The sequence below is a fragment of the Burkholderia sp. SIMBA_062 genome, assembly GCF_046534765.1.
Taxonomy (GTDB): Bacteria; Pseudomonadota; Gammaproteobacteria; order Burkholderiales; family Burkholderiaceae; genus Burkholderia; species Burkholderia ambifaria.
In genome coordinates, this window is the sequence record NZ_JAWRYD010000035.1 from 55,731 (window position 1) to 72,911 (window position 17,181).

Sequence of the window (17,181 nt, forward strand, 5' to 3'; positions counted from 1 at the left end):
CCGAAGGAGAGAACCGAAATGTTGAGCGTCGTTGTCGATCGTCCGAACAGCATGGGCGTGCGTGAAGTGCCGCTGCCCGCGCCCGCCGCCGGCGAGGTGCGGGTGAAGGTGCGCTATGCGGGCATCTGCGGGTCGGACCTGCACATCTTTCACGGCAAGAATCCGTTCGTGTCGTACCCGCGCATCATCGGCCATGAATTCGTCGGCACGATCGAGTCGGTCGGTGCGGGCGTCGATGCCGCGCGGCTCGGCGAGACCGTCGCGGTCGATCCGGTGATCAGCTGCGGGCATTGCCACGCGTGCATGATCGGCCGGCGCAACGTGTGCCGGCACCTGAGCGTGCTCGGCGTGCATCGTGACGGCGGCTTCAGCCAGTACACGTGCGTGCCGGCCGGCAATGCGCACCGGATTCCGGACGCGATCGCCGATACCTGCGCGGCGATCGTCGAGCCGTTCGCGGTGGCCGCGAACGCGACGTCGCGCACCGGCGTGCTGCCGGGCGATGTCGCGCTGATCTACGGCGCCGGCACCGTCGGGCTGACGATCCTGCAGGTGCTCAAGCGCGTGTACGGCATTCGCGCGTTCATCACCGACCGGCTCGACGCGCGGCTGCAGCTCGCGCGCAAGTGCGGCGCGGCGGAGGACGAGATCATCAACACGAGCGTCGAGTCGCTGCCCGACGCGCTGGACAAGCGCGGCGTCGACGGCGGCCCGACGCTGATCTTCGATGCGGTCTGCCATCCGTCGATTCTCGAGGAGGCCGTGACGATCGCCGCGCCGGCCGGCCGCATCGGCGTGCTCGGGTTTTCGTCGGAGCCGTCGGCGATCGTGCAGGCCGAGCTGACCAAGAAGGAGCTGACGCTCGCCGCATCGCGGCTCAACTGCGCGATGTTCCCGCAGGTGATCGACTGGATTGCTCGCGGGCTGATCCAGCCCGAGCACATCGTCACGCACAAGGTCGGCTTTCGCGACGTCGCGCGGGCGTTCGAGATGGCCGAGCGCAATCCCGCGGAAAGCTGCAAGATCCTGCTCGATTTCGCGGGCGGCTGATAGCGCGTTCGGTTCGTACCGGTTCGTGTCGCCGGCCGGAGCGCGTCGCGCGTGTTGCGCGCCTCGGCCGGCCGGTGCGACGGTGTGTCAGAACGACACCGTCGTCGTCAGCGTGACGAGCCGCGGCTCGCCGACCGCGACGATCAGGTTGCTGTTGCTCGACGGGTAGTAGGTCTTGTCGAGCAGGTTCTTCACGTTGAGCTGGATGCGCGTCGGGAACTTGCCGATCGTCGTCTCGTACGCTGCGAACGCATCGACGGTCACGTAGCCGGGCAGCGTGAAGCTGTTCGCGGTGTCGCCGGGCCGTGCGCCGACGAGCCGCGCGCCGCCGCCGAAGCGCCAGCGGCCGGGCAGGTTCGCGAGCGCCGTGTCATACACCGCGAACAGGCTGCCGGTGTGGCGCGCGACGTTGACGAGCGACGTGTTGCTGTCGCGATCGTTCGCGTTCGTGTAGGCATAGCTGCCGATCAGGCTCAGGTGCCGCGTGAGTTGCCCCGCGACGTCGAGTTCGATCCCGCGCGAGCGCGCGGTGCCGATCGTCGACGTGATGTCGCCTACTGTTACCGCGACGTTGCGCTTGTCGATCTGGTACGCCGCGAGCGTGCCGGTGATGCCGGGCTTCAGGTTGAACTTCAGGCCGGCTTCCAGCACGCGGCCGAATTCCGGCGCGAGCGGCGACGTGACATTCGACGCGACGTTCGGCTTGAACGAGCGGCTCACGTTCGCATACGCGGTCAGCGACGGCGTGAGCGCATACGCGAGCCCGAACTGCGGCAGCCACACGTTGCCGTGCGAACGGTCGGCGAACACGAACGGCCGCCCCATCCCCGATTCCTGCTGCCAGTCCTCCCAGCGCAGCCCGCCGACCGCGGTGAGCCGGTCGGTGATCTTCACGGAGTCCTGCACGATCATCGAATACGTGTGGACCAACGACCGCGAATCGCTCGACTTCGTGTTCGGCGTGCCGCCCGGCGCAAGCAGGCCGTAGACGGGATCGTAGAGATCGAAGCCCTTGATCGCCTTGCCGCGGATCGTGTCGCCGCGGAAGCTGCGCTGCCGTTCGTATTCGCCACCGACGTAGAGCGCGTGATTCATCCCCGCGAGCGTCAGGTTGCCGAGCAGGCCGAGCGTCGCGATCTGGTCGGCGTCGTTGCGCCCGAGGTTCGCGTCGGCCGTGCGCATCATCGCGCCGGTCGCGCTGTTGAAGGTGGTGCCGCGGGCGATGTACTGGTCATAGCGGTCGCGGCCCCAGCCGTACGTCGCGCGCACGCGCCATGCGTCGGAGAAGCGGTGCTCGACACGCGCACGCAGCGTTTCCTGGATCCCGCTGCTTTGCGCCCAAGGTTCCTCGTAGCGGCGATAGCGCAGCGCGTCGTCGGGGCGGCCGTTCACGAGCACGGTGCCGCGATCGAACGGCATCGTGTAGTCGACGTACTGGTAGCTGACGTCGATCGACGTGTTCGCGTCGTGCCACGACAGCGCGGGCGCGATCAGCGCGTTGCGTTCGCGGCCGAAGCTGCGCCAGTAGCGGCTCGTGTCGTATTCGCCGGTGAGCCGGAACGCGAGCGTGCCGCCGGCGACCTGCCCCACCTTGCCGAGCGGGCCCGTGAGATCGAACTGCGCGCTGCTGCCGCCATGGCTCGTGCGCGATGCGGAGATCGAGCCGCCGAACGTGTCCTCCGGCTTGCGCGTGACGAGGTTGATCACGCCGCCCGGGTCCTGCATCCCGTACAGCAGCGAAGCCGGGCCCTTCAGCACTTCGACGCGATCGATCGTCGCGAGATAGCTGTGCAGCACCGGCGTGCGGACACCGTCGACGAGCACCGAGCCGTCGTTGTTCGAACCGAAACCGCGCTTGATGAACGCGTCGCGCGTGCCGCCGAGCGTGTTGGTCTGCGTGACGCCGCTGATGTTGCCGAGCACGTCGTCGACCGAGCGCGCCTGCTGATCCTGCATCACGCTGCTGCTGACCACGGCGACCGATTGCGGGATCTCCTTGAGCGGGCGCTCGTCGCCGCCGGCGACGCTGCTGGTGCGCGGCTGGTAGCCGACGGTCGGATCGGCGACCGACGATGCGTTGACGCTGATCGCCGGGAGTTCGTGTTCGGCGGGCGTTGTGGATGTCGATGCGGTGGGGCCGGTGTCCGCACGTTCGGCGACATCGGCATGCGCGCCGCTCGCGACGCAAAGGGTGATGAGGGCAGGCAGGCTCGCGCGCCACGGGCGCAAGGTCCGCGCGCGGCGGGGCGTTCGACGGGATGGCATGAATCGATGAGTGACGGAGTGCTAAGGACGAGGGCACAGGCCGCAGCGCTTCACTGCTCGGCTGCGGCAGGATGCGCATGATATATGTAATGAGAATCGTTTGCAATTGTGTCAAGCCGTTTACGGCGTCCGCGAATTTCCGGTTCAACTGCGTGACCGAAGGCTATATCGATGCGCCGGTGTTGCCGGGGCTGAAGTTCGCGCATTGCCGGCTGGAGGGCTGACGTTCGGCACGCGCGGTTCGCGGGCGGCGGCGAGCCGCCCGCAACGGCGTTGCCCGGGGCGTCAGAATTTCTGCTGAATCCCGGCCATCACGCCAAGTTGGTTGCTGCCGGTCGCGACGGTTCCACCCGCGGCCACCGCATTGGCAGCGGTGGCGCTGTTGAACATGTAGCCCACCGACGTATAAACGGTCGTCCGCTTGGACAGGAAATAGTTCGCGCGGCCGACGAGCAGCGTGGCGTTCGTGCCGCCTTCGCCGTTTTCGCGGCGTTGCAGGTAGCGGACGCCCTGCAGGTCGAGCGCGAGGTAGGGTGTCGCGTAGTACGTGCCGCCGGCAAAGACGATGTCGGCCTGCAGGTGTGCGGCCGCCGCGAGATTGCGGCGGATCCAGCCGGCGCCGAGTTTCGCGGGGCCGATCTTCACGTAGCCGGCGACGATGTCGCGCGTGTCGGTGTACGCCGGATTATTCAGCGGCGCGAGCGCGCCGCCGCCGCCGCGCATCACGTCGTGCGAGGCGGCCAGCCCGAAATTGCTCGCATCGTAGGCGAGCATCGCCGTGTATTGCCGGCACGCGACGATGTCGCCGGGCACCTGTCCGGCGCAGCCCGTCGCCGACGGTCCTGCCGGCCCGGCCGCGTCGCGGCCGAAGCTGTAGGTGGCGCCGAGCGTCACGCCGTTGAACGTGCCCTTGTAGCCGATCGCATTGTCGCTGCGCGCGTTCGGCAGGTAGGAGTCGAAATCCGCCATCGAATGAATCGACGGGCCGATCACGTCGGCATTGGTCAGCACGACCATCGTCATGTTCATCTGGCGGCCGAGGGTCAGCGCGCCGAACGGACTGTTCACGCCCACGTTTGCCTGCCGCCCGAACAGGCGTCCGCCATAGTTCAATGCGCCGGTGCCGGGCTGGAAGCCGTTTTCGAGCACGAAGAAGGCCTGGTAGCCACCGCCGAGATCCTCCGTGCCTTTCAGGCCCCAGCGTGACGGAACCTCGCCGGTCAGCGTCGGCATGCCGGTGAACGACCCGCCGTGCGCGGCGTTGTTGTAGTAGGACACACCGGTATCGATGATCCCGTACAGCGTGACGCTGCTTTGCGCGCAGGCCGGTCCGGCCAGCGCCATCGCCGCCGCAAGCGCGACGCCCAGTTTCGTTTTCATGGCTGTCTCCAAACAGTATGTAGATCTACTTATCGTTTTTTATATTTCCCCGGACATGCCCGGGGTACCGACGGGTATCGGTCAAGCCTGCGGGTGTCGTGCGTTACGAGATCGCCGGATCGCGTTGCCGGTGCGGTGTCGCGGCGCGCGCGCCCACCACGGCGACGGCGACGGCCGCGCCGGCCAGCGGCACGAGGAACGCGAGATAGAGATGGGACACGGACCAGCCGTCGTCGAGCAGCGCGCCGACCGTCATCGGCGACAGGATCGCGCCGAGCCGGCCGATGCCGACCGCGAGACCGATGCCCGTCGTGCGGATCTCGGCGGGATACGGCGTCGGCGACAGCGCATACATGCCGGCCACGCACGCATTGATCACGGCGCCGAGGAACACCGCGACCGTCATGCCGATGCCGAGCGAGCCGGTGTTCGCGCCGAATACGACCATCAACACGCCGCCCAGCACCAGCGTCGCGCCCAGCAGGTTGCGCAGGCCGAACCGCGTCGACAGCAGGCTGAAGAGCGACGCGCCCGCGATGCCGCCGAGATTGAGCAGCACGCCGCCGGTCACGCCCTGCGATGCCGACATGCCGGCCTGGACCAGCAGTTTCGGCGTCCAGCTCACGACGAAGTAGAAGCTGCCCATCACGAGAAAGAAAGCGATCCACAGCGCGATCGTGCGGCGCGCGAGCGGTGCGCGCAGCACGGCCGTCCAGCTCGACGCAGGGTTCGCCGTGTCGACGGAAGCGGTCGCGGCCGGCAGCGTGTCGATCGGCGCGCGCTTCATTCTCGCGAGGATGTGGTTGATTTTCGGCAGTGCGTTGTCAGGACGCCGCGCCAGCAGGAAGTCGAGCGATTCCGGCAACAGCGCGAGCACCATCGGGATCGACATCAAGGTCAGGATGCCGCCGAACGCGAACACGCTGCGCCATCCCCACGTCGACAGCAGATAACCGGCGATGACGCCGCCGGCGGTGGCGCCGATCGCGTAGCCGGTCGACTGCATGCCGATCGCGGCGCTGCGCCATTTGTTCGATGCGTACTCGCCGCTGATGACGGTCAGGCTCGCCAGCATGCCGCCGATGCCGAGCCCCGTATATGCACGCGCGACTGCAAGTTGCAGCGTGCCGTGGGTGGCCGCGCAGGCCAGCATCCCGGTCGAGATCACGGCGAGGCACAGCAGGATGATGCGGCGGCGGCCGACGCGATCGGCCAGCGGCGCGATCAGCACCGAGCCGATGCCCATGCCGGCCAGCCCGGCGCTCAGCAGCAGGCCGATTTCCTTGCCGCTCAGTTTCCACTCGGCTGCCAGATGCGGCGCGGCAAACGCGATGGCCAGCACGTCGAAGCCATCGAGCATGTTCAGCACGACGCAGGCCGTGACCGCCATCGTCTGGAACGCGCTCATCGGGGATTCGTCGATCGTAGTGCGGATATTTGCGCTCACGTCAAAGATCCTTCATAAGAATAGTATGACTAATTGATTGGGGTGAAATCGACGCACTGCCGTAGCGAATGGGACGAAAGCGATTGCGTGGGCTGACGGGCAGCCCGGGATCCGCCCGCCGGCGCGATGCCTACGCGGGTTCGGTTTGCAGCAGCAGCCGCTCGATCACGCGCCGCGCGCGGTTCGGGCCCGCGTCGACATGAATGTCGATCTGTCGGCCGTCCGGGAACCGCAGCTGATTCCGGTATTGCGCTTCGATCACGGTCTTGTCTTCGTCGAACGTCGCGGCGGATTGCTCGATGACCGTTCGCGCGACGCGTTCGATGTCGTGCTGCGGGTTGGTCGCGACGGTCCAGAAGTAGTGCGTCGTCGTTTCCGTCTCGGGCGTGATGCCGTGGAAGCCGCGCATGTGAAAGCCGCCGCGCGCCGGATCGTGCAGGTCGCCGGTGCCGGCGTCCATCGCGCCGGTCCAGATCCGGATGTGCGACACGTGAAATTCGATTTCCTGCCAGCGATCGACGCGCCCCGCGAACGGCCATGCCGCCGTGTAGGTCGGCGGCGGCTCCGAATCCGGCATCCGGCGGACCAGCGTGACCGTGTCGCCATCAGTGCTGACGCGGGTGTCCGCGCCCATGTGCAGCGACGCGTTGCCGCCGATCGTTTTCAGGTGGACGTAGCCGAGGTGACTCAGGTCCATCAGGTTGTCGTGAATCAGCTGATACGGCGCGTCGTAATGGTAGTGGCCGCCGCCGAACCGGTAGTGCGGATCCGCATGGAACGGATAGCGCGGTGGCGCGCAGGTCGGTTCAGCGTGCGCGTCGGCGCCGATCCAGATCCACACGATGGCGTCCTGTTCCCGCACCGGATACGACGCCACGCACGCCTTCGCCGGAATCCGGTCCTGGCCGGGAATCTCCACACAGGCGCCGCCGCGGTCGAACAGCAGGCCGTGATAGCCGCAGCGCAGGCCGCGCGCTTCGAGCGAACCGCACGACAGCGGCAGCGACTTGTGGCAGCAGCGATCCTCCAGCGCACCGACTTCCCCTGACGGCAAGCGGAACAGCACGACCGGGCGGCCGAGCAGCGTGCGCGCGACGGGTTTGTCCGTCAGTTCGGATGACAGCGCGGCGACCCACCATCGGTCGATCGGAAACTTAGTAGTATTGAATGGTGGTGCGGCATGATGCGCCATTGATCGTCTCCAGTATTGTGGTTTTCCACCGCGCGCCGCGCGGTCCGTCTACAGATCGAGTACCAGCAGGTCGGTTCGCGATCGCGAACAGCACGGCATGAACTGATCGCCGGCCGCTTGTTCCGCTTCCGTCAGATACGAATCGCGATGATCGGGCTCGCCTTCCAGCACGCGCGTCATGCAGGTGCCGCATACGCCTTGCTCGCACGACGTAAGAACCTCGACGCCGTTGGCCGCCAGCGCCGCGACCACCGTGCATTCGGCCGGCACGTCGATCACCTTGCCGCTGCTCGCGATCCGGACCTGGAACGCGCGATCCGCGCCGGACGACGCAACCGCGCCGCCGAAGAACTCGTAATGCAGCCGCTCGTCCGCCCAGCCGCGCTCGCGCGCGGCGTTCAGCACCGCCTCCATGAAGCCGCGCGGGCCGCAGACGTACAGGTGCGTGCCGTCAGGCGCCGCGGCGAGCACCGAGGCCAGGTCGAAGCGTTGCGCGGGCTCGCCGTCGTCGACGTGGAAGCGGGTGCGGTCATGGAACCCGGCTGCGTTGATCCGCTCGACGAAGGCCATGCGGTCGGCCGAGCGCGCGCAGTAGTGCATGTCGAACGGGATGGCGGACGAGAACAGCCGTTCCGCCATGCAGAGAATCGGGGTGACGCCGATCCCGCCCGCGAGCAACAGGTGGTGCGGCGCGTGGGGCGCAAGCGGGAATTGATTGCGCGGGACGCCGATTCGCACGGTATCGCCTTGCCGCACTTCATCGTGAATGGCGCGCGACCCGCCGCGGCCGTCGGCATCGCGCAGCACCGCGATCTGGTAGCGATCGCCGTGCTCCGGGTGATTGCACAGCGAGTACTGGCGCACGAGGCCGCCGGGCAAATGCACGTCGATATGGGCGCCGGCGTCGAAGCGCGGCAACGGCGAACCGTCGTCGCTGACGAATTCGAAGCCGCAGATGTCGCGCGCTTCCTGCCACTTGCGGGCGACCCGCACCGTCAGCGTCGCATCGCTCATGACGCCTCCTTGATCTGCGCGACCGGAATCACGGGGCGCTGCGGGCTCGACGCCTGTTCGTCGGCGAGCAGCCGATCGATCACCTTGCGCGACAGCACGCCGCCGGCGTCGATGTTCAGCTTGAGCAGCTTGCGCTCCGGCCACTGCTCGAGGTTGAGCTGCTGGCGCTCGAGCATCTCGAGATCCTCGGCGAAGATCTTGCCCTGGCCTTCGCGGATCTCGGCGGTCAGCGCGTGATCGTCGGGCCTGAAGTTGCGCGCCATCCCCCAGAAGTACCAGATCGAGTTGTCCGTCTCGGGCGTGATGAAGTCGACCACGATCGACGACGCCTTCAGCTCGGCCGGCGCGTCGTAGCCGCCGTGGCCCGCATGCGCGACGCCCACTTCGATCATCACGTGGCTCGGCGGCGTGAAGCGGCAGATCTGCCAGCGGTCGACCGGCACGTCGTCGGCCAGCCCGTTGCCGCGCAGCGCCATCCGCCAGAACGGCGGCGGCATCACGTTCTGCATGAAGCGGCTCGTGACGACTTCGTCGCCGTTGGCGGTCGTCTTCGGCGCAGCTTCGTCGATTTCCTTCTGGCCGATGCTCGTCGCGTGCACGTACGTTTCGTGCGTGAGGTCCATCAGGTTGTCGATCATCAGCCGGTAGTCGCAGCGGATGTGATACAGGCCGCCGCCGTGCGCCCAGGCCGGATCCTCGGCCCATGACAGCGCGGGCAGTTTGGCGGGATCGGCTTCGGACGCCTCGCCCGGCCATACCCAGATGAAGCCGTACCGTTCGACGACGGGGAAGCTGCGAATCGGCGGGAAGCCGCCGACCCGCTGGCCCGGCATGCCGGCCGCCTTGCCGTTGCAGCCCATTTCCAGCCCGTGATAGCCGCACACGAGCACGCCGTCGCGCACGAACCCGAGCGACAGCGGCGCGCCGCGGTGCGGGCAGAAGTCCTCCAGCGCGGCGACCTGGCCGTCCGCCGCGCGGTAAAACACCATCGGCTCGTTGCAGATCTTGCGGCCCAGCGGCTTGCCGTCGATTTCATCGGGCGTGCAGGCCACATACCAAGCGTTCTTGAGAAACACGTTTATCGTCTCCTTGAGGGCGGTGCCGCCGATACGCGGCACGTCATCATTCCGTGTACTGAATGAGATTCAGTGTACTCATTGAGATTGGCTGGAGCAAGGCGGGCGGTATACTGGTTTTCCCGGGAAATGGCGCGACGCAGCGCCATGCCGTGGGTGCACGCAACGGCGTGCGCCGCCTATGTCATCGACTCATCCATGGAAAAAACGAATCCCGCCGACGCGCCGGCATTCCCGCTCGATCTGTACGACGAACCGGGGCACCTGATCCGGCGCGCACACCAGATCGCGGTTGCGATGTTCTACGAAAAGCTGGGCCGCGACGTGACGCCGGTGCAGTACGCGGTCCTGCGGATGCTCTACGAATGCCCGGGGCTCGACCAGGTGACGCTCGCGCAGCGGGTGGCGCTCGACACGTCGACCACCGCGGATCTCGCCGTCCGGCTCGAAGCGAAAGGATTGATCGTCCGCGAAGTGCTGCCGCGGCGTCAGCGGCGCCTGCTGCTGACGCCGGCGGGCGTCGAACTGCTCACGCACCTGATTCCGTCGGTGAAGGAACTGCGTGCCGGCCTGTTCGACGGGATGGGGGAGGACGATTCGGAGGAACTGATGCGGCTGCTGCGCAAGTTCGTCCATCTGAACAACGAGCAGAGCCGCGCGCCGCTGCGGGTGAGCGAGGATTCGTAGCGGGTGGTTTTCGCGAGATGAAGTAGAAGCGGCGGGCGCAGATGAAGGCAGGCGAAACCCGCTTGCGTCACGCGCGTGACGCGTGCCCTTCCAGCCGCCGCACCGCTTCCGCGACCTCGTTCCTGAAGCGCACCAACGCCGCCTGCTCCGGCGCGGGCGGCTGCACGGCCGCCCACAGCATGTCGATCAACTGCGTGGCCGTCGTTTCCGTATCGAGCTTGCGGTGCCCGAGGATCGCATCCCACAGCACGTGCTCGATCGGCCCGAACACCATCGAGCGCAGCAGGCTCAGCGGCATGTCGCGGCGCACCTGCCCGGCCGCCTGGCCGCGCGCGAGCACGTCCATCAGCGGCGCCGTGTAGCGGCGCTGCAGCGCGGTGAGCTCGTCGCTCAGTGCATGCTGCTTCGCACGACCCTCCGACAGCACCAGCGCGCACAGCCCCGTGCCGTTCACCAGCATCAGCCGCAGGTGCGTGCGCACGATGAACGCGAACTGCTGCTGCACCGATGCCTCCACCGGCATCCCGTGCTCGAACGCGGCAATGATTTCGTCGTACCAATCGGCGATCACGCGCGCGCACAGCTCGCGCTTGCCGCGGAAATAGCTGAACACCGTCGCTTCCGACACGCCGACGCGCTGCGCGATCTCGGCGGCCGTCGCATGCTCGTAACCCTTTTCGGCGAACACTTCACGACCGGCGCGCAGGATGTCCTGCACGCGCTGCTGGGATTTGCGCCCGGCGGGTGCGCGCGACGGGTCGGCGCGGTCGGGTCTGGCAGTTGCGGTCATGGTGTCGGCGGGAGCGGCTGTCATGCTGCGATGATATCTGAGTATCACTCAAAAAACTATTGACGCCAAGCCGGACGAGGCGCGAAACTGTGCGAAATTCCGCTGTATTAGCTTAATGAATCGACGCATTGATCCGATTTGAGCGAAACTCAGAAATCGGCGTGTGCGACCCACTTTCTGGAGACGGAGGAGACATGATCAACCTGCCCGGCGTGCAATTCATGCTCGGTGAAGACATCGAGATGCTGCGCGACGCCGTCGCGACGTTTGCGGCGAAGGAAATCACGCCGCGCGCGGCGGAAGTCGACCGCACCGACCAGTTTCCGATGGATCTGTGGAAGAAGTTCGGCGATCTCGGCGTGCTCGGCATGACGGTGGCCGAGGAGTACGGCGGCGCGAACATGGGCTACACCGCGCACATGGTCGCGATGGAGGAGATCTCGCGCGCATCGGCGTCGATCGGCCTGTCGTACGGCGCGCACTCGAACCTGTGCGTGAACCAGATCCACCGCAACGGCACCGACGCGCAAAAGCAGAAGTACCTGCCGAAGCTCGTGTCGGGCGAACACATCGGCGCGCTCGCAATGAGCGAGCCGAACGCGGGCTCCGACGTCGTCAGCATGAAGCTGCGCGCGGACAAACGCGGCGACCACTACGTGCTCAACGGCACGAAGATGTGGATCACTAACGGCCCCGATTGCGACACGCTCGTCGTCTACGCGAAGACGGACGTCGAAGCGAATTCGCGCGGCATCACCGCGTTCATCGTCGAGAAGGGGATGAAAGGCTTCTCGGTCGCGCAGAAACTCGACAAGCTCGGCATGCGCGGGTCGCACACGGGCGAGCTCGTGTTCCAGGACGTCGAGGTGCCGGAGGAGAACATCCTCGGCCAGCTCAACGGCGGCGTGAAGGTGCTGATGAGCGGCCTCGACTACGAGCGCGCGGTGCTGTCGGGTGGCCCGACGGGCATCATGGCCGCGTGTCTCGACGCGGTGGTCCCGTATATCCACGACCGCAAGCAGTTCGGCCAGTCGATCGGCGAGTTCCAGTTGATCCAGGGCAAGGTCGCCGACATGTACACGACGTTCCAGGCATGCCGCGCCTACCTGTACGCGGTCGGCCGCCATCTCGACTCGGCCGGCAGCGACCATATTCGCCAGGTGCGCAAGGATTGCGCGGGCGTGATCCTCTATACGGCCGAGAAGGCCACGTGGATGGCCGGCGAGGCGATCCAGATTCTCGGCGGCAACGGCTACATCAACGAATACCCGGTCGGTCGTCTGTGGCGCGATGCGAAGCTGTACGAGATCGGCGCCGGCACGAGCGAGATCCGCCGGATGCTGATCGGCCGCGAGCTGTTCGCGGAAACGATGTAACGCCCCACGTCACGCGAACGGAGCCCCGTCGATGCCGATCATCGAATCGAAACTGAACCCGCGTTCGGAAGAATTCCGCACGAACGCCGCGGCGCTGGAGGCGGTCGTCGCCGACCTGCGCGCGAAGATCGAACAGCTCGCGCAAGGCGGCGGCCAGGCCGCGCGCGACAAGCACCTGTCACGCGGCAAGCTGCTGCCGCGCGACCGGATCGCGCAACTGCTCGATCCCGGCGCGCCGTTCCTCGAGTTCTCGCAGCTCGCGGCGAACGGCATGTACAACGACGACGCGCCCGGCGCGGGCGTGATCACCGGCATCGGCCGGATCGCGGGCCGCGAGTGCGTGATCGTGTGCAACGACGCGACGGTCAAAGGCGGCACCTACTACCCGATCACCGTGAAGAAGCACGTGCGCGCACAGGAAATCGCCGCGGAAAACCGGCTGCCGTGCGTGTACCTCGTGGACTCGGGCGGCGCGAACCTGCCGAACCAGGACGACGTGTTTCCCGATCGCGACCACTTCGGCCGCATCTTCTTCAACCAGGCGACGATGTCCGCGGCGGGGATCGCGCAGATCGCGGTCGTGATGGGCTCGTGCACGGCGGGCGGCGCGTACGTGCCGGCGATGAGCGACGAGTCGATCATCGTGAAGAACCAGGGCACGATTTTCCTCGGCGGCCCGCCGCTCGTGAAGGCCGCGACCGGCGAGGAAGTGAGCGCCGAGGATCTCGGCGGCGGCGACGTGCACACGCGCCTGTCGGGCGTGGTCGATCATCTCGCGCAGAACGACGCGCATGCGCTGTCCATCGCCCGCAACATCGTCGGTCATCTCGCGCCGAAGATCGCAGCGCCGGTCGCGCTGCGCGAATCGAAGCCGCCGCGCTACGACGCGAAGAGCCTGTACGGCGTGATTCCGGTCGACACGCGCAAGCCGTTCGACGTGCGCGAGGTGATCGCGCGCATCGTCGACGATTCGGAGTTCGACGAATTCAAGGCACGCTTCGGCACGACGCTCGTCACGGGCTTCGCGCACATCTGGGGCCATCCGGTCGGGATCGTCGCGAACAACGGCATCCTGTTTTCCGAATCGGCCGTGAAGGGCGCGCATTTCATCGAGCTGTGCTGCCAGCGCAAGATCCCGCTCGTGTTCCTGCAGAACATCACGGGCTTCATGGTCGGTCGCAAGTACGAGAACGAAGGCATCGCGCGCCACGGCGCGAAGATGGTGACGGCCGTGTCGAACGCGAAGGTGCCGAAGTTCACGGTGATCATCGGCGGCTCGTTCGGCGCGGGCAACTACGGGATGTGCGGCCGCGCATTCGGTCCGCGCTTCCTGTGGATGTGGCCGAACGCGCGGATTTCGGTGATGGGCGGCGAGCAGGCCGCGTCGGTGCTCGCGACCGTGCGTCGGGACGGCATCGAGGCGAAGGGCGGCTCGTGGTCGGCCGAGGAGGAGGATGCGTTCAAGCAGCCGATCCGCGACCAGTACGAGCGCCAGGGGCATCCGTACTACGCGAGCGCGCGGCTGTGGGACGACGGCGTGATCGACCCCGCGCAGACGCGCGACGTGCTCGGGCTCGGCCTTGCCGCGTCGATGAACGCGCCGATCGACGACACGCGCTTCGGCGTGTTCCGCATGTAACGGCCGGGAGGGCTGACCGATGCGATACGAAACGATCAAGGTACACGAGGCCGGCCGCGTGGCGACCGTCACGCTCGCGCGCCCCGCCGTGCGCAACGCGTTCGACGAGACGACGATCGCCGAGCTGACCACCGCGTTCGAGTGGCTCGACGCGCACGCAGGCGTGCGCGCGATCGTGCTCGCGGCGGAAGGCGCCGCATTCTGCGCGGGCGCGGACCTGAACTGGATGAAGAAGATGGCCGGTTACTCGGACGACGAGAACCGTGCCGATGCGCGCAAGCTCGCGCGCATGCTCGAGGCGATCCACCGCTGCGGCAAACCGGTGATCGCGCGCGTCCACGGCGACGCCTATGCGGGCGGCGTGGGCCTCGTCGCGGCGGCCGACATCGCGATCGCCTCCGACGGCGCGAAGTTCTGCCTGTCCGAGGCGCGGCTCGGGCTGATTCCCGCGACGATCGCGCCGTACGTCGTGCGCGCGATGGGCGAGCGCGCGGCGCGCCGCTACTTCACGACGGCCGAAGTGTTCGACAGCGCGCGCGCCGCGTCGCTCGGCTTCATTCACGACGCGGTGCCGGCCGACGCGCTCGACGAAACGGTCGCGAAGCTGGCCGCGGCGCTCGTCGCGAACGGCCCCGACGCGGTGCGGGCGTGCAAGCGGCTCGTCGCCGACGTGGCGGGGCGGCCGCTCGACGCGACGCTGATCGAGCAGACCGCCGACTGGATCGCGCGCACCCGCGCCGGCGCGGAAGCCCGCGAAGGGATCGCGTCGTTCCTCGAGAAGCGCACGCCTTCGTGGCGTGAATGACGGCGTGCCAATAACTTTCCGGACGACACCGAAGCCATGTTCGACAAGATTCTGATCGCCAACCGCGGCGAAATCGCCTGCCGCGTCGCCGCAACGTGCAAACGTCTCGGGATCGCGAGCGTCGCCGTCTATTCCGACGCGGACGCGAACGCGAAGCACGTCGCCGCATGCGACGAAGCCGTGCATATCGGCGGCGCGGCGGCCGCGGACAGCTACCTGCGCGGCTTGCGCATCATCGAGGCCGCGCGCGCGGCCGGCGCGCAGGCCATCCACCCCGGCTACGGGTTCCTGTCGGAGAACGAGGATTTCGCGCACGCATGCGAAGCGGCCGGCATCGTGTTCATCGGGCCGCCGGTCGACGCGATCGCGGCGATGGGCTCGAAGGCGGCCGCGAAGGCGCTGATGCACGCGGCGGCGGTGCCGCTCGTACCCGGCTATCACGGCGACGACCAGGACACGGCCAACCTGCATCGCGAAGCCGACGAGATCGGCTACCCGGTGCTGCTGAAGGCGAGCGCGGGCGGTGGCGGCAAGGGGATGCGCGTGGTCGAGCGCTCCGAGGACTTCCGGGCGGCGCTCGCGTCGTGCCAGCGCGAGGCCGCGAGCAGCTTCGGCAACGCCCGCGTGCTGATCGAGAAATACCTGACGCGCCCGCGTCACGTCGAAGTGCAGGTGTTCGGCGACACGCACGGCAACACCGTCTACCTGTTCGATCGCGACTGCTCGGTGCAGCGCCGTCACCAGAAGGTGCTCGAGGAGGCGCCGGCGCCGGGCCTGCCTGACGATCTGCGTCGCGCGATGGGCGAGGCGGCCGTGGCGGCCGCGCGCGCGGTGAATTACGTCGGGGCGGGCACCGTCGAATTCATCATGACGGCCGACGCGTTCTACTTCATGGAAATGAACACGCGCCTGCAGGTCGAGCATCCGGTCACCGAGATGGTCACCGGGCTCGATCTCGTCGAGTGGCAACTGCGCGTCGCATCGGGCGAGCCGCTGCCGCTGACGCAGGACCAACTGCGCGTGCAGGGTCACGCGATCGAGGCGCGTCTCTACGCGGAGAATCCGGCGCGTGGCTTCCTGCCTTCCACCGGCACACTGAAGCACCTGCGGCTGCCGGAAGGCGTCGAGTTCGCGATCGGCGCGCCGGTGCGCGTCGACAGCGGCGTGCGCGAAGGCGACGCGATCACGCCGTTCTACGATCCGATGATCGCGAAGCTGATCGTGCACGGCGCGGATCGCGCGGAAGCGCTCGGCACGATGCTGCGCGCGCTGCGGGCTTGCGAAGTGGTCGGCCTGCACACGAACGCCGCGTTTCTGCAGCGGATCGTCGCGTGCGAGCCGTTCGCCACCGCCAATCTCGACACGGGCCTGATCGAGCGCAACCACGATGCGCTGTTCGCGCCGCAACAGTCGCCGCGTGCGACGCTGGCGCTGGCCTGCGCGGCGCTGCTCGCGCGCGAGCGCGGGGCGGCCGCGCAGGAGGGCGTGTCGCCGTGGCATGCGCTGCCGGACTGGCGGCTGAACGGCGGCTATCGCCGCACGCTCGAATGGCATGCGCCCGATCGTGAAGCGGACGTGACGGTCACCTACGAGGACAATGGCGGCCATGCGAGCCTCGCCACCGGCGATGCGGCCGCGCAGCCGTTCGCGTGGACGCGCGGCGCGACGCCGCTCGACTTCGACGTGACGCTCGACGGTGTGCGCAGCAGCGGCCGCGTGTATGCGGACGGCGACAGTTTCCACGTGTTCACGCAGGGTGTCGCCGAGACGTTCGAATGGCGCAACGTGCTCGCGCACGCGGGCGACGCCGAGCATGGCGGCGGCCGCCTGACCGCGCCGATGCCCGGCAAGGTGATCGCGGTGCTGGTCGAGCCGGGGCAGAAGGTCGAGGCCGGCACGCCGCTGATCGTGATGGAGGCGATGAAGATGGAGCACACGATCGGCGCGCCGGACGCGGGCGTCGTCGCGGAAGTGCTGTACGGCGTCGGCGATCAGGTTGCGGATGGCGCGCAGTTGCTGGTGATGGCGGAAGACTGATCGCGGTGTGTGCGTGAGGGCCCTTGCCGGCCCTCACGGATAGCGCCGGCGTCCGCTCGCGAATCGGCGATCGCATACAAAAAATAAAAGATGCGCGTGCAACGTCTTCATGGTTTCGGGGCCATCAACCGATCCCGGCCGTTGATCAGCGGCGCAACATGCGCCGTTTCTCGTCGATTCGACTGTTGCAACACTCGTTAACAGATCGAAAACGGCTTCTCCTGAGCTTCATCGGCAACGCGAATTCGCCCGTTCCCCCCCGTGCAGCAAGGCACCGAATGATAGCGATCGCTTTCCGGATGTCATGCTGGATGAGCGAAACCACTGCATCTTCTTTCTGTTCACGCTCGATGGGCAGCGCTACCGTTTCGATCGGGATGTGCAGTCCGGTGCATTGCGCAATGATCAAATGAGCGTGTGGAG

Annotated in this window: 14 protein-coding genes; 7 read left to right on the forward strand and 7 right to left on the reverse strand. The window is 67.4% G+C overall.

Annotated elements, in window-relative coordinates; translation table 11 throughout:
* The first annotated feature begins 18 nt into the window (after positions 1-18).
* Positions 19-1,050, forward strand: coding sequence for a Zn-dependent oxidoreductase (locus SB786_RS29225; protein ID WP_410730490.1), 1,032 nt, complete (start codon positions 19-21; stop codon positions 1,048-1,050).
* A gap of 87 nt (positions 1,051-1,137) precedes the next feature.
* Here SB786_RS29225 and SB786_RS29230 read toward each other — a convergent pair whose 3' ends face one another.
* Entirely contained in the window at positions 1,138-3,315 is a 2,178-nt protein-coding gene (locus SB786_RS29230; RefSeq protein WP_410730491.1) for a TonB-dependent siderophore receptor, read from the reverse strand.
* 89 nt (positions 3,316-3,404) lie between these two features.
* Here SB786_RS29230 and SB786_RS29235 point away from each other — a divergent pair, with 89 nt between their 5' ends.
* Complete coding sequence (locus SB786_RS29235) at positions 3,405-3,539, forward strand: hypothetical protein (RefSeq protein WP_410730511.1); 135 nt, start codon at positions 3,405-3,407, stop codon at positions 3,537-3,539.
* 61 nt (positions 3,540-3,600) lie between these two features.
* On the opposite strand, the gene SB786_RS29240 is transcribed toward SB786_RS29235, so the two are convergent.
* The 5 genes from SB786_RS29240 to SB786_RS29260 all read right to left on the reverse strand — a co-directional run bounded on the left by SB786_RS29240 (position 3,601) and on the right by SB786_RS29260 (position 9,424).
* Complete coding sequence (locus SB786_RS29240) at positions 3,601-4,695, reverse strand: porin (protein WP_410730492.1); 1,095 nt, start codon at positions 4,693-4,695, stop codon at positions 3,601-3,603.
* A 103-nt stretch (positions 4,696-4,798) separates the two neighbouring features.
* The gene (locus tag SB786_RS29245) at positions 4,799-6,142 is read right to left on the reverse strand and encodes an MFS transporter (protein WP_410730493.1); all 1,344 of its coding nucleotides are present in this window, start codon (positions 6,140-6,142) and stop codon (positions 4,799-4,801) included.
* Between the two features lie 130 nt (positions 6,143-6,272).
* Positions 6,273-7,334 carry a Rieske 2Fe-2S domain-containing protein gene (locus SB786_RS29250; RefSeq protein WP_410730494.1) on the reverse strand — a complete coding sequence of 354 codons (1,062 nt, stop codon included), beginning with the start codon at positions 7,332-7,334 and terminating at the stop codon, positions 6,273-6,275.
* 48 nt (positions 7,335-7,382) lie between these two features.
* On the reverse strand, positions 7,383-8,348 hold the full coding sequence (locus SB786_RS29255; protein ID WP_410730495.1) for a PDR/VanB family oxidoreductase: 966 nt from the start codon (positions 8,346-8,348) through the stop codon (positions 7,383-7,385).
* Complete coding sequence (locus SB786_RS29260; RefSeq protein ID WP_410730496.1) at positions 8,345-9,424, reverse strand: Rieske 2Fe-2S domain-containing protein; 1,080 nt, start codon at positions 9,422-9,424, stop codon at positions 8,345-8,347. The genes SB786_RS29255 and SB786_RS29260 overlap by 4 nt, the downstream gene beginning before the upstream one ends.
* 198 nt (positions 9,425-9,622) lie before the next feature.
* Between SB786_RS29260 and SB786_RS29265 the strand changes: the two genes are divergently transcribed.
* On the forward strand, positions 9,623-10,111 hold the full coding sequence (locus SB786_RS29265) for a MarR family winged helix-turn-helix transcriptional regulator (protein ID WP_041490208.1): 489 nt from the start codon (positions 9,623-9,625) through the stop codon (positions 10,109-10,111).
* A 67-nt stretch (positions 10,112-10,178) separates the two neighbouring features.
* On the opposite strand, the gene SB786_RS29270 is transcribed toward SB786_RS29265, so the two are convergent.
* The gene (locus SB786_RS29270) at positions 10,179-10,925 is read right to left on the reverse strand and encodes a TetR/AcrR family transcriptional regulator (protein WP_410730497.1); all 747 of its coding nucleotides are present in this window, start codon (positions 10,923-10,925) and stop codon (positions 10,179-10,181) included.
* Positions 10,926-11,095: 170 nt separating this feature from the next.
* On the opposite strand from SB786_RS29270, the gene SB786_RS29275 reads away from it, so the two are divergent.
* Genes SB786_RS29275 through SB786_RS29290 form a run of 4 tightly spaced genes read left to right on the forward strand, consistent with a single transcriptional unit; the run spans position 11,096 to position 16,758 of the window.
* Positions 11,096-12,277 (forward strand): isovaleryl-CoA dehydrogenase, encoded by a 1,182-nt coding sequence (locus tag SB786_RS29275; protein ID WP_410730498.1) that lies wholly within the window; start codon positions 11,096-11,098, stop codon positions 12,275-12,277.
* A 31-nt stretch (positions 12,278-12,308) separates the two neighbouring features.
* Positions 12,309-13,916 carry a carboxyl transferase domain-containing protein gene (locus SB786_RS29280; RefSeq protein ID WP_410730499.1) on the forward strand — a complete coding sequence of 536 codons (1,608 nt, stop codon included), beginning with the start codon at positions 12,309-12,311 and terminating at the stop codon, positions 13,914-13,916.
* Between the two features lie 19 nt (positions 13,917-13,935).
* Positions 13,936-14,721: an enoyl-CoA hydratase/isomerase family protein gene (locus tag SB786_RS29285; RefSeq protein WP_410730500.1), complete on the forward strand. Its 786-nt coding sequence runs from the start codon at positions 13,936-13,938 to the stop codon at positions 14,719-14,721.
* 36 nt (positions 14,722-14,757) lie between these two features.
* Positions 14,758-16,758, forward strand: a complete 2,001-nt coding sequence (locus tag SB786_RS29290; protein ID WP_410730501.1) for an acetyl/propionyl/methylcrotonyl-CoA carboxylase subunit alpha — start codon at positions 14,758-14,760, stop codon at positions 16,756-16,758.
* Positions 16,759-17,181 lie beyond the last annotated feature (423 nt).

Bases quoted from the DNA above. Each gene is read 5' to 3' on its own strand.
- SB786_RS29225 (WP_410730490.1), top strand. From the start codon at position 19: ATGTTGAGCGTCGTTGTCGATCGTCCGAACAGCATGGGCGTGCGTGAA.
- SB786_RS29230 (WP_410730491.1), bottom strand. From the start codon at position 3,315: ATGCCATCCCGTCGAACGCCCCGCCGCGCGCGGACCTTGCGCCCGTGG.
- SB786_RS29235 (WP_410730511.1), top strand. From the start codon at position 3,405: ATGAGAATCGTTTGCAATTGTGTCAAGCCGTTTACGGCGTCCGCGAAT.
- SB786_RS29240 (WP_410730492.1), bottom strand. From the start codon at position 4,695: ATGAAAACGAAACTGGGCGTCGCGCTTGCGGCGGCGATGGCGCTGGCC.
- SB786_RS29250 (WP_410730494.1), bottom strand. From the start codon at position 7,334: ATGGCGCATCATGCCGCACCACCATTCAATACTACTAAGTTTCCGATC.
- SB786_RS29255 (WP_410730495.1), bottom strand. From the start codon at position 8,348: ATGAGCGATGCGACGCTGACGGTGCGGGTCGCCCGCAAGTGGCAGGAA.
- SB786_RS29265 (WP_041490208.1), top strand. From the start codon at position 9,623: ATGGAAAAAACGAATCCCGCCGACGCGCCGGCATTCCCGCTCGATCTG.
- SB786_RS29270 (WP_410730497.1), bottom strand. From the start codon at position 10,925: ATGACAGCCGCTCCCGCCGACACCATGACCGCAACTGCCAGACCCGAC.
- SB786_RS29275 (WP_410730498.1), top strand. From the start codon at position 11,096: ATGATCAACCTGCCCGGCGTGCAATTCATGCTCGGTGAAGACATCGAG.
- SB786_RS29280 (WP_410730499.1), top strand. From the start codon at position 12,309: ATGCCGATCATCGAATCGAAACTGAACCCGCGTTCGGAAGAATTCCGC.
- SB786_RS29285 (WP_410730500.1), top strand. From the start codon at position 13,936: ATGCGATACGAAACGATCAAGGTACACGAGGCCGGCCGCGTGGCGACC.
- SB786_RS29290 (WP_410730501.1), top strand. From the start codon at position 14,758: ATGTTCGACAAGATTCTGATCGCCAACCGCGGCGAAATCGCCTGCCGC.